Source organism: Acinetobacter sp. UBA1297, assembly GCF_002307755.1.
Taxonomy (GTDB): Bacteria; Pseudomonadota; Gammaproteobacteria; order Pseudomonadales; family Moraxellaceae; genus Acinetobacter; species Acinetobacter radioresistens.
This window is the reverse complement of record NZ_DBUF01000020.1, coordinates 137,612-156,215: the sequence shown is the minus strand read 5'-3', so window position 1 is coordinate 156,215 and position 18,604 is coordinate 137,612. Positions and strand designations below refer to the sequence as shown.

Below are 18,604 nucleotides of genomic sequence, written 5' to 3'. Positions count from 1 at the left end.
TGAAAATTCGCGTGGCCTATAACCGAAATGAATCAAGCGACCCATAGTTCTATGGAACAGTTGCCTTATATCCGCGTAATGGATGAATGGCAGCACAGTATTCCAGATGATCTTTATATTCCGCCTGCTGCATTCGAAATTTTACTTGAACATTTCGAAGGTCCCCTCGACTTTTTAATTTACCTGATCCAGAAAAATGGCTTTGATTTACTGCAGTTAGATATCGCACCAATTGCCAGCCAATATCTGTCCTACATGGATAGCATGAAATCTCTCAACATTGAACTGACTGCGGACTATATGGTCATGGCAGCTTTGCTTGCAGACTTGAAGTCCCGACTGCTATTACCTAAACCTGCTGCTATAACTCTGGAAAAAGATCCCAAGCAGCAGCTGATTGACCGGCTCGAAAATTATTTGCGCATTAAACAGGCAGCTGAACGTTTAGGACAAATGCCAGTTTTGGAACGTGATACATTCAATGTGAATGTAAGTTTAGGAACAGTAAATAGTATTTATGAAGGCTATGATGCTGCAAATCTGCGAGACGCGCTATATTGCATCTTTAACCGCCCTGAGCCTGTCGTTCATCAGATTCAGCAGGAACCAGTTTTACTTGAAGAGCGGATTGCCTATATTGAAGAATTGATTGAATCAGGCAAAAGCTTAAGTTTTGACGAGCTGCTCAAACCGAGCCAAGGTAAAATGGGTATGGTGGTGACATTCATGGCAGTTTTGGAGCTCACCCGCCAGCAGAGAATCCAGATTATTCATAGCGGAATAGAAGCACCCTTGACTATTCAGGGAGCAGTAGCATGACTATCGACCAAAGTGCAGCATTCTCAGTTGATGAGCTGCATCATGAAGTTCTGATGCAGCTTGAAGCCATTATTTTTGCCAGTGAAGCACCGGTCAGTCTTTTGAGGCTTAAAGAAGCTTTCAAGAACCAGTATAATAAACAGCAGTTGCGACAGTTTTTACAGCAGCTGGCTGTTTTACAACATGGCCGTTCAATTGAGCTGGTCGAAAGTGCTCAGGGCTTTCGTTTTCAGGTTCGTGCCAGATACAAACAGATTATTGCCCAGACCTGGCCGGAGCGGCCAACCCGGCTTTCCCCATCTTTGCTCGAAACAGTGGCTGTCATTGCTTATCATCAGCCTGTTACACGTGCAGATATTGAACAGATTCGCGGAGTTTCGAATAATAGCCAGATTTTGAAAACATTATTTGACTGGAACTGGATTAAAGAATCCGGTTTCCGAGAGATTCCGGGACGCCCCGCGTTGTTAGTGACGACGTCTCAATTTTTAAATGCTTTTGGCCTGGCTTCATTAGGTCAATTGCCTCCCCTGCAGGATGCCAAGGAAGCTTTCATGACGCTTGATGCTAATGCAGCACTGTCATGAATAGGTGGACTGTTGATAATTATTTCTAAGGTTATGCTGTCATGAGTGAAAAATTGCAAAAAGTCCTAGCACGTATCGGGCTAGGTTCTCGCCGTTATATGGAAGAGGTCATTGCTGCTGGTCGCGTAAGTGTCAATGGTCGTGTTGCTCAGGTCGGTGAGCGTATTGAACCAGGCGACGAATTGCGTATTGATGGCCGTAAGGTGCAATTTCAGATTGAAGATGAGATTCGTCGTCGCGTTCTGATTTACTATAAGCCAGAAGGTGAAATCTGCTCACGCAATGACCCAGAGTCACGTCCGACTGTATTTGATCATTTGCCTACAATCGCCAATGACCGCTGGGTTATGGTAGGCCGTCTGGACATTAACTCTACCGGCCTTTTACTGTTTACCAATGATGGTGAGCTTGCAAATCGTCTGATGCATCCTTCAAATGAGATCGAACGTGAATACGCAGTCCGTGTTATGGGCGAAGTTACCCCGCAGATCCGTCAGAATATGCTAAATGGCGTCGTGCTAGATGATGGCCCAGCCAAGTTTGAATCTTTTTCTGAAATTGGTGGTGATGGTATTAACCGCTGGTACCAGGTCGTGGTTAAAGAAGGACGTAACCGTGAAGTTCGCCGTATTTTTGAATCACAGGGTTTAAAAGTAAGTCGTCTTTTACGTACTCGCTATGGCACGGTTATTCTGCCGCGCGAGCTGCGCACTGGGCGCTGGATTGAGCTGGATAAAGCAGATATCGACAACCTGACCAAGTCGGTTGAGCTTAAACCGCGTCAAGGTACTGGCCTGTATGGCATGGCAAAACGTCGTACTGAACGTATGGCTGAAAAACCTATGGCAGCCCGCCGCGGTGGTTATTTGCGTCAACAGCGCCGCGAGAATGAAGGAACAGAACAAACTGCTGCACCACGCAAGCCTTATAGTCCGAAGAAATTTTAAAACGGTCTTTTACTGCTTTAAACAAAAAAGTCGCCAAGGCGACTTTTTTTAACGGATCACCGGGATTTCAATCCATTCTGCTTCCGGGAAATGCTTTGTCATGTAAGCCCGTAGATAATTTGATGTATCACAGGCAATTAGCGGGTCTTGAGAATCATCCATTCCATTATAGGCCACAGCAAACAGCTCTACCCCTCGGCTTTTCAGCAGCTCCAGACTCAGTAAAGTATGATTAATACTTCCCAGACGCCCTGAGGTAACCAGAATAACAGGGAACTGATGAGCTGCTACATGATCAATAGTAAGCACATCATCTGTTAAAGGAACCATAAGCCCGCCGGCACCTTCTAGCAGCACTGCATCATAACGTTTAGCCAGTTCTTGAGTCGCAGCATGAATTTTATCCAGATCAATCTCACGCCCATCAATTTTTGTTGCAAGATGCGGCGAAGCTGGATAAGACAGAATTTCCGGCATCGTAAGCTTTTCTTCATCTTCGGCAAACCAGCCCATGCCCATAATAGTCCGGTGCTGTTCGATATCCTCCGAAATGTTGATATTTCCGGTTTGTACCAGTTTCTGTGTAATAGTACGGGTACCATGTTCATTCCAGATTTTGGCCAGATAACCGGTGGCAAAGGTCTTTCCTATACCAGTATCAATTCCGCTCACGAAATAAATTGAGCCTGTCATCGAACTCTCCGAGCTATACAATAAATTGGGTGGTAAGTTAATGGGTATTGCTGTATCCCCTCATAAGCTGGACTCTTTACAAACTGCTGATACTGATCATAAAACTTGTATAGTGACTGCTTAGTCCAGCGATGCTGACTACTGGTTGCCGTTACTCCAGTCAGTTTTAAATGCTGGAGAACCTGTTTTGGATGCTCAAAATATAAGGTTTCCTGCTCTTCCTGTATTTCAAGGACTTCAAACCCTGATTTGCACATTTTTTCTTTTAGCTCTTCCAGACTGAGGTAATTTAACCCCTGACCCGTTAAAGTTTTAATCTCACGCAAGTTTTCTGAACCAAAGCTTGAAAAACAAAACCAGCCCTGCGGTTTTAATGCCTCACTGCATTTCTTAAATACCTGCTCCAGGTCATGCATCCATTGCAACACCGAACTGGACATAATAGCGTCAAGTTGTTCCGGAAAATCAAGCCGTTCAATATCTCCAATACACCAGTCCAGCTGTTCAGCAGCAGAAAAATGCTGTCTGACCTCAGGATACAGATCATTGAGTATGAGCTGTTCGATCTGAAAGTTCTGTTGCAGTAATATTGTTAAGTGACCTGAGCCACAGCCCAGTTCCAGTACTCGAGGAAGTTGTATGGATATATGCCGGCGCATCATTTCAATTAATCGCTGGCAAATTATCTTTTGCGCGACTGCATGTTCAGAATAACTGGAGGCAGCTTTAGCGAAGCGCTGGGCAATCAACCCGGTATCTATATGAAAATTTTGACTCACAGTAATGCTACCAATTGCTCAATTTCTTCTGGCTGAATTTGTGATGTCAGTGAGATTCTCAGTCGTGCACTATTGGCCGGTACAGTAGGTGGGCGTACTGGCATGATATAAAAACCTTGTGCTTGTAAATAGTTGGCTTTGTCTACTGCCCGCTGACTATCTCCGATAATAACAGGAACAATATGACTACTTGAGGGACAGCAAAAACCAAGACTCTGAACTTTATGCTGTAAATGATGGCTTAAATCTGCCAAATGATCGCGCTGCTTCTGCATTTTTTGCATATGCTCGAAAACAAACCGAGTCCAAGCTATCGAAAGCGGAGGTAATGCGGTACTGAAAATAAGTGGACGCATACTGTTAATCAGATATTCACGAATTACAGGTTCACAGACCAGATATCCTCCCACTGAAGCAAGCGCCTTACCAAAGGTGCCTACCAGAAAATCAATCTGGTTAATTACTGCATATTGTTCCGCACAGCCTAATCCCCGCGCTCCGCGGACACCAATAGCGTGAGCTTCATCGACATACAACATAACTTTTGCAAACTGCCGTTTTAGCGACACCAGCTGGTTCAGGTCTGTTTCATCACCATCCATACTAAAAATAGATTCGGTGACCACAATGATGCGTTCATAAGCGTCATCTGCATGATACTTTTGCAAGAGCTGCTGTAAATGGTTTAAATCATTGTGACGGTACCGCAGATATTTGGCTGAGGACAGGCGAATTCCATCAATCATGCTGGCATGAACCAGTTTATCCGCCAGAATCAGAGTCTTACCATCACTTAATGCCGGTAAAATCCCTATATTCATATGATAGCCACTATTGAACAGCAGCACTGCACGCCCGTCAAAAGCTTGGCTCATACAGGCTTCCAACTGTTCATATTCCGGAAAATTACCAGTAAGCAGACGTGAAGAGGAGGAACTGAGCCAGCGCTGTTCCAGAGGGCACTGATCAAAAAAGACCTGTCTTAATTCGAGATCAGCAGCCAGACCCAGGTAATCATTAGAAGACAGATTCAGCATATGCTGGCCTGCAATTTCAATGATCCGTCCTTGTTGCCGGTTGGCAGTAAACTGGCGAAAATTCCCCTGCTGTCTTAACTGCTCCAGCTGCTTGGTATAGTGCTCAAGCAGTTTCATGCTGAAGCTCCTGTAGCTGTTGCACTACCTCTACCAACTGCTGAAGTAAATAATCCAGTTCATTACAAGTGATGATATAAGGAGGCATCACATATACCAGTCGTCCAAACGGGCGTACCCAAATTCCACGACGGACAAATTCCTGCTGTAGAATCTGCATATTTACCGGAACAGTCAGTTCAACAACACCGATAGCACCTAATATTCGAACATCCTCAACATACTCCAGTTGAGATAGTGCAGGTAAGAACTGTTTGAGTTGCTGTTCAATACGGCGGATCTTGGCTTGCCAGTCTTGAGCCAGTAATAACTGTGTACTTTTAAGGGCAACTGCACAGGCAAGTGGATTGGCCATAAAAGTAGGCCCATGCATAAATACCCCTGCCTCTCCCTGACTGATTTTTTCAGCAATCGCTTTACTGGTTAAAGTTGCTGACAAAGTCATGTATCCGCCAGTTAAGGCTTTTCCTATACACATGATATCCGGCTCAACGCCCGCGTGTTCCCAAGCAAACAGTTTACCAGTGCGTCCAAAACCGGTAGCAATCTCATCAAATATAAGCAGGATCTGATACTTTTCACAAAGTAGCTTGGCTTGACGCAAGTATTCAGGATGATAAAAACGCATACCTCCTGCACCCTGTACAATGGGTTCCAGAATCAGCGCGGCAATACAGGTATGATGCTGTACTAAAGTTTGCTCTAGCTCTGCAATATCTTGCGGATTCCACTTTTCATCAAAAGCAGTTTGTGGAGCCGGAACAAAAAAACGGTTGGGCAGACTGCTACCAAAAATCTGGTGCATGCCGGTTACTGGATCACATACCGACATTGCATTCCAGGTATCACCATGATACCCGGAGCGAGGCGTAACAAAATTAGTCTTCTTCAGCTGGCCCTGCGCGCTCCAATACTGCACGGCCATTTTTAAAGCGACTTCAACTGCAACCGAACCGGAATCAGCATAGAAAATCTTATCGAGACCTGGTGGCGTAATGTTCAGAAGAAGCTTGCCCAGCTCAATCGCAGGATTATGGGTCAGTCCACCAAACATGACATGTGCCATATCCTGTAACTGATCTTGAACAGCCTGATTCAATTCAGGATGATTATAACCATGAATAGTACACCACCAAGATGACATACCATCAACAAGCTTGTGACCATTCTCCAGTTCGATAGTTGAGCCATAGGCCCGTTTTACCTTGAAAGCTGGTAAAGGCTGAGTCATAGAAGTATAAGGATGCCAAAGATGCTCAAGATCAAATAAGTCAGCCATCCAACACCCATCCTTCACATTAAAACTATTATTTATATAACTCATCCATCTTAATAGCGTAAAGCAATAAAATAAATTGCGAGAAACAACAAAGTTTATATTTCCCTAAGTCATATTTAAAAAACTACAAATTTTTTTGCTAGTTAATGTAATTTCACTATAAGGAAAACCATGTCCAACATTAGGCAACAGTTCGATTTTAAGTAAATTTGCCTTTAAAAAATGAAAATCAGCGATAATCTGGCAAGGTATGAGCTGATCCTGTTCAGAGACGAGATGATACTGTCGACCTGGATATTTTTGTAAGATTGAAACTAAATTTAATTGCTCAAGTTGCTGTAAACCAGAAATCAGATTTATAGGATCATCAGTTTTAATAAAACTTTTTAGACATCTTATATCGTTACGAGCTGTAACTCCCCCTGCACCGACCAGATGACAAAAACGCTTTAGAGTAGCCTCCCTGTCATTCAGAAAAGCACCTTTAAATGCCTCAAAAGTTACACGAGACATTGCATTTGGCCACTCTTCTGTAGCAACAAAGCACGGATTGGAAGCCAATGTAACCAGAATTTTAGCCTGACCGGTCTGTTCAAAAATCTTCTGAGCCAGAATAGTGGCAAGCTGACCTCCTAGCGACCAGCCCATTAAAATATCAGCTTTAACCGCTTTTTGAAGCGCCCCCTCCAAAACTGCCGGGTTAGAACTATCGAATATATCAATCAGTTCAACCTGAAAATGTAGGTTTTCAAGAGCAGTTTTAAGTCCCGCTAGAGACTGACAGCCCAAGCCCCAGCCACTAATAAGTAAAATCTTTTGCATGCTTAATCTGATTTAATTGATCGGTTCTACTATAAAATACTGCTCAATAGAATACAGTCATTAAAAAGCCCAATCTTCTGACTGGGCTGGCTTGAATCATACAAATTTTAAATTTGAGACTGAATATAATTTTGCAGGCCAATTAATTCAATCAAACCTAACTGTTTTTCCAGCCAATATGTATGGTCTTCTTCAGTATCAGACAACTGCTGGCGTAACATGTCACGGCTGATGTAATCCCCTTTTTCTTCACATAACTGAATACCACGGGCCAGTTTTTCACGCACATGATATTCAAGTGCAAGATCAGCTTTTAAGCAGGTGCAAACATCTGAACCAACATCAATACTGTCACGCTCCATATTAGGTGTACCGCCTAAAAACAGGACACGCCGGATAATTGCATCAGCATGAGCTGCTTCTTCCTGCATTTCATGGTCAATTCTTTCGTAGATTTTACTCAGGCCCCAATCTTCATACATGCGAGAATGAATCAGGTATTGATCGCGAGCTGCCAGTTCGCCACCAATCAACATATTTAAGTAGTCTATGACTTCTGGATTGCCGCGCATATTCTTACTCCTCATCATTTTAAAGTTATTATGGGTGATTGGTATTTAGAATGCAAAACTATAATTATGTAAGTTTATGATTTATATAAATTAAAAATGAGAAGCATACGCATTTGCATTTTATATCATCAATTAATTGGTTGTTTTCATAATAGATTTTTCTTATTTTGAGATTGGCGATTTTTTAAAGTCATTTAATTTATTTACAAAAAATTAAAAAAGTAATCTTATTAACTGCTGAGCTATAACTAAATACCTCTTAAAAACGGGTTTTAATATGATTTGAGTGAACTATATAAACCGGCTGAATCCTACTTTTTATAAGTAATATAGAAAAAGACAGGTCTTTCAATTTTTTAGTCAGCACTCACGCAACATATCAAATTGGCTTATTTTTACTATATTGTTAATGTGAATAAAGTATGTAAAGCTTGTTAACCTTATGTAGGTTTAATAATAAATTCCGGCCAAAAGTCAACTTTTAATGATAAATAATATAGACCATTTATCAGAATAATCAGGCTATTTGAGCAATGAACGAATCTGCATTTTCCTCTGCCACAGTACAGTTCTCTGCTGTTTCATTACAGAAGATGATTGCAGATGGTCATAAGGAAAATACTCATTATTGTTTGTTTCTCGATATTGACGGCACACTTTCTGATTTTCAGGATGATCCCGAAGATAGTTTTATTCCTGAAAACACATTAAATATTCTTCAGACCATTTTAAAGCTTGATGTGCCTATTATTGCGGTAACCGGCCGACATGTACAGGTCGCCCAGTCTCTTTTTGCCCCCTTATGCATTCCAGTTGCTGGACTGCATGGGCTAGATATCCAAATTGATGCTCATACACATTTTAAACCTGATCTGAGTCAGATTGATTTTGTCCGCTTGAGGCAGGATTTAAAAGCAGCTTGTGCATCTTATCCCCAGCTGTTAATTGAGGATAAACAGTACTCGGTTGCTTTGCATTACCGGCAGTGTCCTGAACTGGCAGACACAGCAAAGCAAATCATGCAGGTACTGCATCAATCTCATACGACACTTAAAATCAATGAAGGTAAATGTGTTATTGAGTTACTTCCTCGACAAGCCGATAAAGGAGAAGCAATAAACACCATATTAAAGCATTTGGAACTTACTCAAGTTTTACCGATTTTTATAGGTGATGATAAAACCGATGAATCCGGTTTTAGAACAATAAACAACCATAACGGTATAAGTATAAAAGTCGGCCCAGGAGAAACCCAGGCTCATTATCGGCTCAAAGATATTAAAACGGTAGCTGATTTTCTTGCACTATTTTCAGAATTCTTAAAAACGCGTGTTTTGACACAGAATCAAACACCAAATGGAGAAAAAGCATGTCTAAACTAATCGTATTATCGAATCGTGTTAGTCTGCCAAATCCCGACAAGCCCGCTGCGGGAGGCTTGGCAGTGGCGTTACAGGATGCACTTGATGAAACCGGCGGGATATGGTTAGGCTGGAATGGCGAACAAATCAATAATGATCAACAAGCCGAGTTTGGTCGCATTAATAATAAAAATGTAGAGTATCTGACCTGTCCATTGACTCACCACCAATATGAGCAGTACTACTGCGGTTTTGCCAATAATACCCTATGGCCTGCAATGCATGAGCGCGCAGACCTGATTGAATGTAATGCGGAAGAATATGAAACCTATCAGCAGGTAAACCGCTTATTTGCTGAAAAACTAAAAGATATTGCCCAGCCAGATGATGTGATCTGGGTTCATGACTATCATTTTTTTAGCGTAGCACGCTATTGCCGTGAATTAGGCATGCAAAACAAAATCGGCTTCTTCTTGCATATTCCATTTGCACGTTTAGCCATATGGCGCCAGATACCTATGGCAAACCGCCTCATTCAAGACCTATGTCAGTATGATGTAGTGGGTTTACAAACTGAACATGACCAGAACCTGTGTATGCAGGCCTGCACCACCCTACTTCAGGCACAAAAGATTCAGCAATACCTGCTTAGTTACCAGAAACGCATTACCACTATTAAATGTTATCCGATTGGGGTCAATCCGGATCATATTCAGAAAGTAGCCCGTCAGTATGCCGATGACTCACAGTCTGTTTTTGACTTTGATGCCTTAGGTAAACAGCAGACTATTATTGGGGTTGACCGAATTGATTATTCCAAAGGATTACTTGAACGTTTTAATGCATATTCCGACTTTTTAGCTACTTATCCGGAATATCACCGTCAAGTAACAGATTTACAGATTGCCTGCCCATGCCGTCTGGATATTGTGGCTTACCAGGAATTATTTAAACGTCTAAAAGAAAAGGTTAAAACTATTAATGCACAATTTGCTCAAGATGACTGGCTGCCAATTGAATGCAGTCATGATGTCGTTGCTCATGAGGCATTAATGGGCATCTACCGCAAATCAAGTATCTGCTGGATCAGTTCAATCCGTGATGGTATGAACCTGGTAGCAAAAGAATACATTGCAGCTCAGGACCCTGCAAATCCTGGTGTATTGATCCTTTCAAAATATACAGGGGCTGCTGAGCAGATGCCAGAAGCTATTATTGTTGATCCAGAAGATCCTAAAGCAATGGTTCAGGCATTAAAACTTGCGCTAGATATGCCTCAAGAGGAGCGTACCCGCCGTTATCAAAAACTGATTGCGGGGCTTAAAGCTTTTGATATTAATGACTGGCGTAATGCATTTCTGGTTGACCTGCGTCAAAATAATGAATTACAGAACTTTAAACGGCCTGGCCGTGATACAGCCAATCCAGTTTATCAATTGCTGTAGTGCCCTCAGCTTATATAGAAGTTTTGTCCATAAAAAAACCGGTAAAGTTCCAGCTTACCGGTTTTTATGTAGTGGCGTTTAAATAAGCTGACTTTAGGCGGGGTCTACTCGAGTAAACCGGTTTAAAATAGCTACAGTAGCCAATAATACTGCCACACTTGCAAACATGATGGTTAAGCCGGTCATCTCACCAACTACACCGATCAATGCCGGGCCAGACAGAGATCCTGTATAAGCCATAGTCGATACACAAGATAGGGCTGCCGCTTTAGGCATAAAGTTCTGACGTCCAACACGTGAAAACATGACAGGTACGATATTTGAACAACCTAGACCAACCAGTGCATAACCTAACAGTACAATAAACCAATGTGGAGCCAGTACCACTACTGCTAAACCTGTAGCAGCACAGATAGCACTATAAGTTACGATATTTTTTTCACCTAGTTTTTTCAACAGGTAACGCCCCGAGAAACGGCCCAATGTCATGGCAATCGCAAAGAAAGTATAAGCCAGCCCTGCAAAGGCGGGATTAACACCATATTTGCTGGTCAGGTAAATGCCACTCCAGTCCATGGCCGCACCTTCCGATAAAAATGTGATAAAGCACATCAGTCCAATCAGCAAGATAATAGGCGCAGGCAGTTTTTTATGACTTTTTTTATGCTCTGCCGTGTCTGCTTCAATCTGTTCATCGCGTTCAATTTCACTTAATGAAGCTGGGACCGCAATAATGCTGATGAAGAGTAGCATAATACTTACTGCCAGCGCACTAATCAGTGGCGATACGCCAGCCGCTAAAAGCGCCGTTACAGTCATTACACCAGCCAAGCCACCTAAGCTGCACATACCATGAAAACTCGACATCATGGCACGCAGACTGTTCTTCTCTACAATAACTGCCTGTAAATTGAGGGCGACACCAAAACTTCCTGCAGCTGTACCGAACAGGAACAGAGAAACCGCCATCATTACTGATGTATTCCAGACAGCAAGCCCCGGCAATACTAACAGTATCAACAGCGCCGCAAAGCCAATAATTGCACGGCAACCGATTCGTTGTACCAGAACCCCAGTCGCAGGCATAGCAATCATTGACCCTACACCCATACAGAGCAATAACAAACCAAAATCAGCATGATTTAAATTTAGACGCTGCTGTGCAAATGGAATCAAGGGCGCCCAGGCCGCCGTTCCAAAGCCCAAGCTAAAAAAGTTCAAACGTGTAGATAGACGTTGTGCACTCAGTTGAGCTGCGCTATCTAAAACTGCTGTTCTGGAGAAAAGTATCACAGTGTGCCACCACCATTAAAAAAGACCTCGGTATTCCATTCCAGAGAATTCCAATAGAAAAACCCCTACCGGTTTGTAGATATATCTACTTATTGGCAAGGGCTTTTGATGGCGAAATTATACACACTTACAAGAACAATACATCCATTTCAAAATATTTTTTCAGTCTTTTTTGTAACTGTAAAAGCCTTACTACGTAAGGCTTTGAAAACATTTTCAATGCACTAGAAAACAGCATAAATATGGATAAACCATGTAATTTAATTTACATTAAATTACTTGACCATAGGTTTCCATTAGCTCAATAAACTGCTTTTCATTTAGTGTCTGAATATTAAGCTTTTGTGCCTTTTCCAGTTTTGACCCAGCCTTTTCCCCGGCAACCACACATTTAGTTTTGGCAGATACACTGCCACTTACACGTGCGCCTAAAGCCTGTAACATCTGGGTAGCCTGTTCGCGTGTAAGGTGCTTAAGTGTGCCTGTTAAAACCCAGCTTTCACCATTCAATGGCTGACGCGTTGAGGCAATTGGTGCATCCCAATGGATGCCTGCGGCCAGCAATCGATCAATTACTTCCAGATTATGTTCTGCACGGAAAAAGTCATAAATCCATTCGGCTGTTATATCGCCTACATCAGGCACTTTTTTCAAGCTATCTACATCTGCCTGTTGCAAGGCTTCTAGGGTTTGAAAGCTGTTGGCCAGCATCCGTGCCGTTGTTTCACCGACACCTCGTATCCCCAAGGCATAAATAAAACGGGCCAGTGTAGTTTTTTTACTTTGTTCAATTGCATTGATCAGGTTCTGAACTGATTTTTCACCCATTTTTTCAATGCCAAGCAACGTATTCCGATGCTGGTGCAGATGATAAATGTCTGAGACATCTTTCAATAGTTCAAGATGCAGCAGTGACTCTACCCAGCGGTCCCCCAGACCTTCAATATCCATAGCCTTGCGGGACACAAAATGGCGAATTGATTCAATTCGCTGTGCTGCACAATATAACTCTCCCGAACAGCGGGCCAAAGCCTCACCTTCCGGCATCACTACAGGTGAGGCACACACAGGACAGGTTTCCGGTAGGTTTATGACTTCGGCAGTGTCCGGACGAAACTCAAGCCAGACTTTTTCCACTTTAGGAATCACGTCTCCGGTTCGGTAAACGCTCACTGTATCGCCAATTCTTACATCTAGACGGTGAATCTCGCCAATATTATGCAGTGTTACATTGGATACTGTTACACCTCCGACAAATACCGGATTTAACCGGGCAACAGGTGTCAAGATACCTGTTCGTCCTACCTGCCAGTCTATATTCTCTACTGTAGTGAGGGCTGCAATTGCAGGGAACTTATAGGCAGTTGCCCAGCGCGGTTCCCGGCTTAGAAAGCCCAGCTGTTTTTGCTGTTTAAGGCTATCTACCTTAACCACCATGCCATCAATTTCCACACCCAGGTCAGCGCGCTCTTCCATAATTTTTTCATAGCGGCGCTGTACTTCTTCAATCGAATCACATAAAAATTGCCGTTCGGCAATTTCAAAGCCCAGATCACGTAACCAGTGCAGACTTTCGGTCATGGAATTTAAGTGATGCTCTGGTTCACACTGGGCAATTCCATAAGCATAAAAGGCCAATGGACGTGCAGCGGCAATACCCGGATCTAACTGGCGAAGGCTTCCAGCAGCAGCATTGCGCGGATTGGCAAATATTTTTTCACCTTTGGCTTCATTTTCAGCATTTAATTTTAAAAAACCGGTTTTAGGAATTAGAACTTCCCCTCGCACTTCCAGCAATTTAGGTATAGCAGCCTGATCAGAATAAAGGTACTTTGGCAAATTACGGATAGTTTTAACATTCTGGGTAATATCTTCTCCAGTTTCTCCATCGCCCCGCGTTACCCCACGTACCAGCTCACCATTTTCGTACCAGAGTGAAATAGCCAGCCCATCGAGTTTTAACTCAACCTCATACTTGACCTGTTGTCCCGGAAGACGCTCCTCTACCCGACGGGCAAACGCGAACAGGTCTTCCTTATTAAACACGTTTCCGAGCGACAGCATCGGCACTGCATGTCTGACTGTCATAAACTTGCTCAGAGCTTGTCCACCTACACGACGAGTCGGCGTATCATTTTGAACAAGATCCGGATACTGCTCTTCGAGTGCTTTTAACTGATGAAACAGGGAATCATATTCATTATCGGAAATACTGGGCTGATCCATTACATAATAAGCGTGATTATGCTGTGCGATCAGCTGTATAAGTTGACGCATCTGCGTCACAATGCCTGCTGTAGATTCCATAAGATTCACCATATAAAAGGGCGGATACTCCCGCCCTGATGCTGCTTTCAATCTGTTTTTTAATTAAATATCCGATCAGACACTGACATGATCCGGCCGGTAATCAATCACCTGATGACGCCAATGCTCTTTAAGCTGTGGCGTAAACTCAAGATTCTGTTCATCATATACTTTACCATCAATTTCCCGCGCAATCAGGCCGGCAATACTGGTCATCATATCAAAACCGGTAATAGCATTCGGATTCGGCAATGCCAGAAAGAAAGCCAAACCCTGTACTTGCTCGGTAGACAGACTTTCAAGGTCAAAACCTGCCGGACCTTCATCAGTAATACGCAGTACAGAGAACATCAGTGGACTTTGTTCTTCTGTTTTTTCATAGCGGTGGAAGCAGGACATTTCACCATAACGCAAACCATATTTTAACAGCACCTTCAGGGCCTTATCACCTGATAGAGCACGGCGCGGATTCGGATAAACATTCAGTGCAATAATTTGCTGCGCAGTTGCTAGAGCACTTTCATCATCACAGCGCTGCTGTTCATGTAAATGTACATCAAGAATATTACTTTCACCATCAAACTCGGCAATTTCGGCAGTTTCAATAGTGGGATTCAAGCTAAATTCCGGCTCTTTTGGCTCAGACCCATCAGCCACTTCAGTTGATTCTGAAGTTGTCTTTTCTACTTTCTTTACTTGCGCCTGAGTTTCACTCAAAGCAATAGCTTCTGCAGGTGCTTCTGGCTGAGCCCGAGTTTCAGCCTTATCTGCAGAGACAGACTGAGAAGCAGATACTTCAGGTTCTGAAGCTTGGTTAGAATGTTGTCCGGCTATTGGTACAGACTGTTGAGTGGCCGAGCTCTGATCAAGCTGTGGTTCTTTACGCACTGTTGGCGTAGCTGCACTCTCGCTGGCCTGTAGCTGGTCACGGACATGACGGGGAATCACCGGCTTGTTGCTTTGCGGGTCTATATAAAGTTCAGATTCGAGTGAGGGTGCCATATTTGGCTTTTTCAGCATCATACGCAGCCCGACTAGAATAATAATAACAGCAACAATAATCCCTATCAGGGTAGTGACTTCCATACTTATGCCTCCGCGACTAAACCGTATTCTTTTGCTTGTTCTAAATTGACTGTGACTAATTTTGATGTTCCTGGCTCAGGCATGGTTACACCGAGTAAGTCTGTTGCCATGGTCATTGCAATTTTATTATGTGTAATGTAAATGAATTGTACCTGTTCAGAAAGCTCTTTTACCAAATTACAAAACCGCTGAACATTGGCATCATCTAAAGGTGCATCAACTTCATCCAGTACACAAAACGGAGCCGGATTTAGCCTGAAAATTGCAAATACCAAGGCCAGTGCAGTCAGTGCTTTCTCTCCACCTGACAATAAAGCCAGAGAACTGTTACGTTTCCCAGGTGGCCGTGCCATTAATTTAATACCAGATTGCCAGTCATCTTCCAAGCTCAGACTGGCCTCACCGCCATTAAAGACTTTAGGAAATAGTACCTGTAGCTCGGCATTTACCTGATCAAAAGTACTCATAAACAGCTTACGGGTTTCCTGATCGATACTCTTCATGGCATTTTTTAGCTGCTCTACAGTATTTTCCAAGTCCCGCATCTGATGAATCAGCTCTTCAAAACGCTGGCTTACCTCATCATATTCCTGTGAAGCAGCCAGGTTTACTGCACCAATTTTTTCAAATTTTTGCTGTATTTTTTCAAGCTGTTGCTGATGACCAGACAAATCAATCTTTAGCCCTAAAACCGGCTCGCTATTTAATTCTTTAAGCTGTTCAGCATAATGCAAAAAGTCTGATTTGGCCGCCTGCCAGGCTAGACGCTTTTCTTCCAGCTCGGTACGCAAAGACTCATCCTGCTGCTGAAAACGATAACGCTGTTCCGTCAGTTGCTGTTGTTTTTCCTGAACCTGATTCAGTTCAACTTGCCATTTATGCCAGCTTTTTTCTAAATTTTCAGTAAGTTGCTGCTGCTGTGAAAATTGCGACTCCAGATTAGGTAACTCCAGCTGAATAGGGTCAACAAATTTTTTAGACTGCTCTATTTGCGTTATAATCTGCTGATACTGGACTTTTAAAAATGAAGCATCTTTTTCCAGCAATTCAATCTGTTGCTTGGTTTGCATTGCCTGCCGGCGTATTAAATCCAGCTCCTGTTGGGCATGTTGCAGATTTTGCTGCATACTTTCCAGCTGCTCAGTCAGTTCTTCAAATTGGAACTGCTGGGCTTTATAGTTTGGCAGTATCTGCTCGAGCTTTAAATCTAGGGCATGCAGATCAATTTCCAGATCATCCTTTTGCATGGCATCTTCTTGCAGCTGAAGATCAAACTGTTGCAGCTGGATATGTAATTGCTGCTGCTGTAATTTCAGTGCCTGTGCGGTACTTTGTATTTTAGCAATGCTGATATCAAGCTGCTGTAATACTGTTTGCTGCTGCTTAAGCAGATCAAGCTGTAATTGCTGTTGATGCTGCTCAGTCTGGACTTGCTGCTTGACCGTTAACAGCTGAGCTTCTTGCTGTTCCAGCTGCTCACCAGACTGCATTAATAATGCTTCGATTTCTTCCAGACGGATACGGTGGCTTAACATACCTTGTCCGGCTTGGCTGTCATCATCATAATAAAGTGCAATGGCCCAATCTGCACCTACATGATAACCATCGAGTGTCAGGATGGACTGACCAGTATGCAGTTTATCCTTTAAATATAGCGCTTCAGATAAAGTTGTAGCGACCGCAACCTGAGTCCATAAAGAATAATGTGGTGTTTCAATCCAGTTGGCTAAACAGGGTAAGTGGTCCAGTTGAATGAGTTCATCTGAATGGCCTTTAAGTTGTCTTGAAATGTTCTCGCTGAAGCTTTGCCCGGTCTCTAGCACATGTGCAGTCAGCCATTTAGACAGAAACTTTTCAATGAGGCTTGCATATGGTTTGGCCTGCTTGTTCAGTTTAAGTATTTGTACTAACTGTACCTGGTCTTTCTGGATTACCGGGCCATATTGAGTCATCAACTGTTTCAGGTTTTTCTGTTCAGAATATAGTATCTGAATTGATGATTTCAGCTCTCCCAGTTTACTGCTCTTTTGTGTATAGACTGATTCAAGCCCGATAATTTTCTGCTTTCTTGTATTAATCTGCAGTTCTAAAACTTCAATCTGCTGTTGCAACTGCTGTTTTTCAGTATGTCGCTGTTCAAGCTCATCTGATTCATACTGCTGTTGAAGCTGGGCAATCTGGGTATGTAAGGTTTCACGTTGCTGTTCAATCCGACCAATATTTTTTAAGAGCTGCTCGGTCTGCGCCAACATCTGCATTTTCTGCTGTTGCTGTTTTTCGACCTGTTGTTTGAGCTGCTCAAACTGTTGCCCTACCTGTTGCTGCTGGGCTTTTAAAAGTTGTATATCCTGAGTCCGACCTTGGTGCTGCTGTTCCTGTTGCTGTGTCTGCTCATCCAGCTGTTCCTGTTGCTGATACAGATTTTCCAGCTGAAGCTCAATCAACTTCAGCCGTTCTTTAGTCTGAACTTTCTGCTGCTCAAGCTGGTTAAGCATCGTGGTGTTTTGCTGAAATAGTGACTGCTTCTGTTCCAGCGTCATTTTGAGTTCAGCCATTTTTTTTTCAGCTTGCTGCCACTCACTCTGTAAAGGGGCAGATTGCTGCAATAACCGCTGAAACAGCTCGCTGGTCGAGGTCAGATTATGCTCTAGAGTATGTAGCTCAGAACGCACCAGTTTAAAAGACTCTCCCAGTTCATTCATCTGCAAGGTATATTCCTGCTGCAAATGCTGGCTTCGTTCACATTGCACAGAGAGAATTTCGATTTTAAGGGTACGAATCCGGTTTTCCAGTTCCTTGTACTGAACTGCAGTTTCGGCCTGTTTTTTTAAACTTTTTAGCTGACTTTTAAGCTCTAGCGCAATATCTTCCAGACGGGATAGGTTTTGAGTGGTATGTTCAAGATGTAGCAGCGTTTCTCGGCGACGGGCCTGATAACGTGAAATACCGGCGGCCTCCTCAATGAAAACCCGCATTTCATCAGGTTTGGCATCTACCAGCCGGTTAATCATGCCCTGTTCAATAACGGCATAGGAACGTGGGCCCAAACCGGTTCCCAAAAAGATATCGGTTATATCGCGGCGGCGGCAGCGCGTACCATTAAGAAAATATTCAGACTTACCTTCACGGTTAACCTGTCGACGTACAGCCAGTTCGTTATATGCATTGTAGGCGCCGCCCAGTTTTCCATAGGTATTGTCAAAGCGGAGTTCGACACTGGCCATACCCACAGGTTTTCGTTTTGCTGTACCGGTAAAAATAACATCCTGCATGCTGCCACCTCTCAGCTGACGAGCACTAGACTCGCCCATTACCCAGCGAATAGCGTCAATCACATTAGATTTGCCACAGCCATTTGGGCCTACCACTGCACTGCGGCTATCTCTGAAATTCAAGGTGGTTGAATCGGCAAACGATTTGAAGCCGGAAAGTTTTAAACTGCTTAAACGCATAGTGTCCT

Annotated in this window: 15 protein-coding genes; 5 read left to right on the top strand and 10 right to left on the bottom strand. The window is 43.2% G+C overall.

Annotation, left to right across the window (positions count from 1 at the left end; translation table 11 throughout):
* The first annotated feature begins 27 nt into the window (after nucleotides 1-27).
* From B3R63_RS09390 to rluB, 3 genes are read left to right on the top strand one after another with little or no spacing between them, the layout of a single operon-like run.
* Nucleotides 28-819 (top strand): segregation and condensation protein A, encoded by a 792-nt coding sequence (locus tag B3R63_RS09390; RefSeq protein ID WP_248136668.1) that lies wholly within the window; start codon nucleotides 28-30, stop codon nucleotides 817-819.
* Nucleotides 816-1,406: an SMC-Scp complex subunit ScpB gene (scpB, locus tag B3R63_RS09385; protein WP_248136670.1), complete on the top strand. Its 591-nt coding sequence runs from the start codon at nucleotides 816-818 to the stop codon at nucleotides 1,404-1,406. The genes B3R63_RS09390 and scpB overlap by 4 nt, the downstream gene beginning before the upstream one ends.
* A gap of 41 nt (nucleotides 1,407-1,447) precedes the next feature.
* Nucleotides 1,448-2,353 carry a 23S rRNA pseudouridine(2605) synthase RluB gene (gene rluB, locus B3R63_RS09380; protein WP_005018857.1) on the top strand — a complete coding sequence of 302 codons (906 nt, stop codon included), beginning with the start codon at nucleotides 1,448-1,450 and terminating at the stop codon, nucleotides 2,351-2,353.
* A gap of 48 nt (nucleotides 2,354-2,401) precedes the next feature.
* On the opposite strand, the gene bioD is transcribed toward rluB, so the two are convergent.
* From bioD to ftn, 6 genes are all read right to left on the bottom strand, one after another.
* Entirely contained in the window at nucleotides 2,402-3,046 is a 645-nt protein-coding gene (gene bioD / locus B3R63_RS09375; protein ID WP_005406860.1) for a dethiobiotin synthase, read from the bottom strand.
* Nucleotides 3,043-3,825, bottom strand: coding sequence for a malonyl-ACP O-methyltransferase BioC (bioC, locus tag B3R63_RS09370; RefSeq protein ID WP_265761083.1), 783 nt, complete (start codon nucleotides 3,823-3,825; stop codon nucleotides 3,043-3,045). Before bioC ends, bioD begins: the two co-directional genes overlap by 4 nt.
* The gene (locus tag B3R63_RS09365) at nucleotides 3,822-4,979 is read right to left on the bottom strand and encodes an 8-amino-7-oxononanoate synthase (RefSeq protein ID WP_286729962.1); all 1,158 of its coding nucleotides are present in this window, start codon (nucleotides 4,977-4,979) and stop codon (nucleotides 3,822-3,824) included. The genes bioC and B3R63_RS09365 overlap by 4 nt, the downstream gene beginning before the upstream one ends.
* On the bottom strand, nucleotides 4,966-6,258 hold the full coding sequence (gene bioA, locus B3R63_RS09360; protein WP_286729961.1) for an adenosylmethionine--8-amino-7-oxononanoate transaminase: 1,293 nt from the start codon (nucleotides 6,256-6,258) through the stop codon (nucleotides 4,966-4,968). The genes B3R63_RS09365 and bioA overlap by 14 nt, the downstream gene beginning before the upstream one ends.
* A gap of 105 nt (nucleotides 6,259-6,363) precedes the next feature.
* Entirely contained in the window at nucleotides 6,364-7,080 is a 717-nt protein-coding gene (locus tag B3R63_RS09355) for a transporter (protein ID WP_286729960.1), read from the bottom strand.
* Nucleotides 7,081-7,187: 107 nt separating this feature from the next.
* On the bottom strand, nucleotides 7,188-7,652 hold the full coding sequence (ftn, locus tag B3R63_RS09350; protein ID WP_005018842.1) for a heteropolymeric bacterioferritin subunit Ftn: 465 nt from the start codon (nucleotides 7,650-7,652) through the stop codon (nucleotides 7,188-7,190).
* 533 nt (nucleotides 7,653-8,185) lie between these two features.
* On the opposite strand from ftn, the gene otsB reads away from it, so the two are divergent.
* Entirely contained in the window at nucleotides 8,186-9,034 is an 849-nt protein-coding gene (gene otsB / locus B3R63_RS09345; protein ID WP_286729957.1) for a trehalose-phosphatase, read from the top strand.
* Entirely contained in the window at nucleotides 9,022-10,458 is a 1,437-nt protein-coding gene (locus B3R63_RS09340; protein ID WP_250705826.1) for an alpha,alpha-trehalose-phosphate synthase (UDP-forming), read from the top strand. The genes otsB and B3R63_RS09340 overlap by 13 nt, the downstream gene beginning before the upstream one ends.
* Nucleotides 10,459-10,551: 93 nt before the next feature.
* Here B3R63_RS09340 and B3R63_RS09335 read toward each other — a convergent pair whose 3' ends face one another.
* From B3R63_RS09335 to smc, 4 genes are all read right to left on the bottom strand, one after another.
* Nucleotides 10,552-11,751, bottom strand: a complete 1,200-nt coding sequence (locus B3R63_RS09335; protein WP_265768696.1) for an MFS transporter — start codon at nucleotides 11,749-11,751, stop codon at nucleotides 10,552-10,554.
* Between the two features lie 270 nt (nucleotides 11,752-12,021).
* A complete protein-coding gene (gene ligA / locus B3R63_RS09330; RefSeq protein WP_286729956.1) occupies nucleotides 12,022-14,058 on the bottom strand; it encodes an NAD-dependent DNA ligase LigA in 2,037 nt (678 codons plus the stop codon).
* A gap of 75 nt (nucleotides 14,059-14,133) precedes the next feature.
* Nucleotides 14,134-15,144 carry a cell division protein ZipA C-terminal FtsZ-binding domain-containing protein gene (locus B3R63_RS09325; protein ID WP_286729955.1) on the bottom strand — a complete coding sequence of 337 codons (1,011 nt, stop codon included), beginning with the start codon at nucleotides 15,142-15,144 and terminating at the stop codon, nucleotides 14,134-14,136.
* A 2-nt stretch (nucleotides 15,145-15,146) separates the two neighbouring features.
* Nucleotides 15,147-18,596 carry a chromosome segregation protein SMC gene (gene smc, locus B3R63_RS09320; protein WP_286729953.1) on the bottom strand — a complete coding sequence of 1,150 codons (3,450 nt, stop codon included), beginning with the start codon at nucleotides 18,594-18,596 and terminating at the stop codon, nucleotides 15,147-15,149.
* Nucleotides 18,597-18,604: the final 8 nt, after the last annotated feature.

What these genes read in the sequence shown, in the direction of transcription:
- B3R63_RS09390 (WP_248136668.1), top strand. Translation starts at nt 28, where the DNA reads ATGAATCAAGCGACCCATAGTTCTATGGAACAGTTGCCTTATATCCGC.
- scpB (WP_248136670.1), top strand. Translation starts at nt 816, where the DNA reads ATGACTATCGACCAAAGTGCAGCATTCTCAGTTGATGAGCTGCATCAT.
- rluB (WP_005018857.1), top strand. Translation starts at nt 1,448, where the DNA reads ATGAGTGAAAAATTGCAAAAAGTCCTAGCACGTATCGGGCTAGGTTCT.
- bioD (WP_005406860.1), bottom strand. Translation starts at nt 3,046, where the DNA reads ATGACAGGCTCAATTTATTTCGTGAGCGGAATTGATACTGGTATAGGA.
- B3R63_RS09365 (WP_286729962.1), bottom strand. Translation starts at nt 4,979, where the DNA reads ATGAAACTGCTTGAGCACTATACCAAGCAGCTGGAGCAGTTAAGACAG.
- bioA (WP_286729961.1), bottom strand. Translation starts at nt 6,258, where the DNA reads ATGGCTGACTTATTTGATCTTGAGCATCTTTGGCATCCTTATACTTCT.
- B3R63_RS09355 (WP_286729960.1), bottom strand. Translation starts at nt 7,080, where the DNA reads ATGCAAAAGATTTTACTTATTAGTGGCTGGGGCTTGGGCTGTCAGTCT.
- ftn (WP_005018842.1), bottom strand. Translation starts at nt 7,652, where the DNA reads ATGCGCGGCAATCCAGAAGTCATAGACTACTTAAATATGTTGATTGGT.
- otsB (WP_286729957.1), top strand. Translation starts at nt 8,186, where the DNA reads ATGAACGAATCTGCATTTTCCTCTGCCACAGTACAGTTCTCTGCTGTT.
- B3R63_RS09340 (WP_250705826.1), top strand. Translation starts at nt 9,022, where the DNA reads ATGTCTAAACTAATCGTATTATCGAATCGTGTTAGTCTGCCAAATCCC.
- ligA (WP_286729956.1), bottom strand. Translation starts at nt 14,058, where the DNA reads ATGGAATCTACAGCAGGCATTGTGACGCAGATGCGTCAACTTATACAG.
- B3R63_RS09325 (WP_286729955.1), bottom strand. Translation starts at nt 15,144, where the DNA reads ATGGAAGTCACTACCCTGATAGGGATTATTGTTGCTGTTATTATTATT.
- smc (WP_286729953.1), bottom strand. Translation starts at nt 18,596, where the DNA reads ATGCGTTTAAGCAGTTTAAAACTTTCCGGCTTCAAATCGTTTGCCGAT.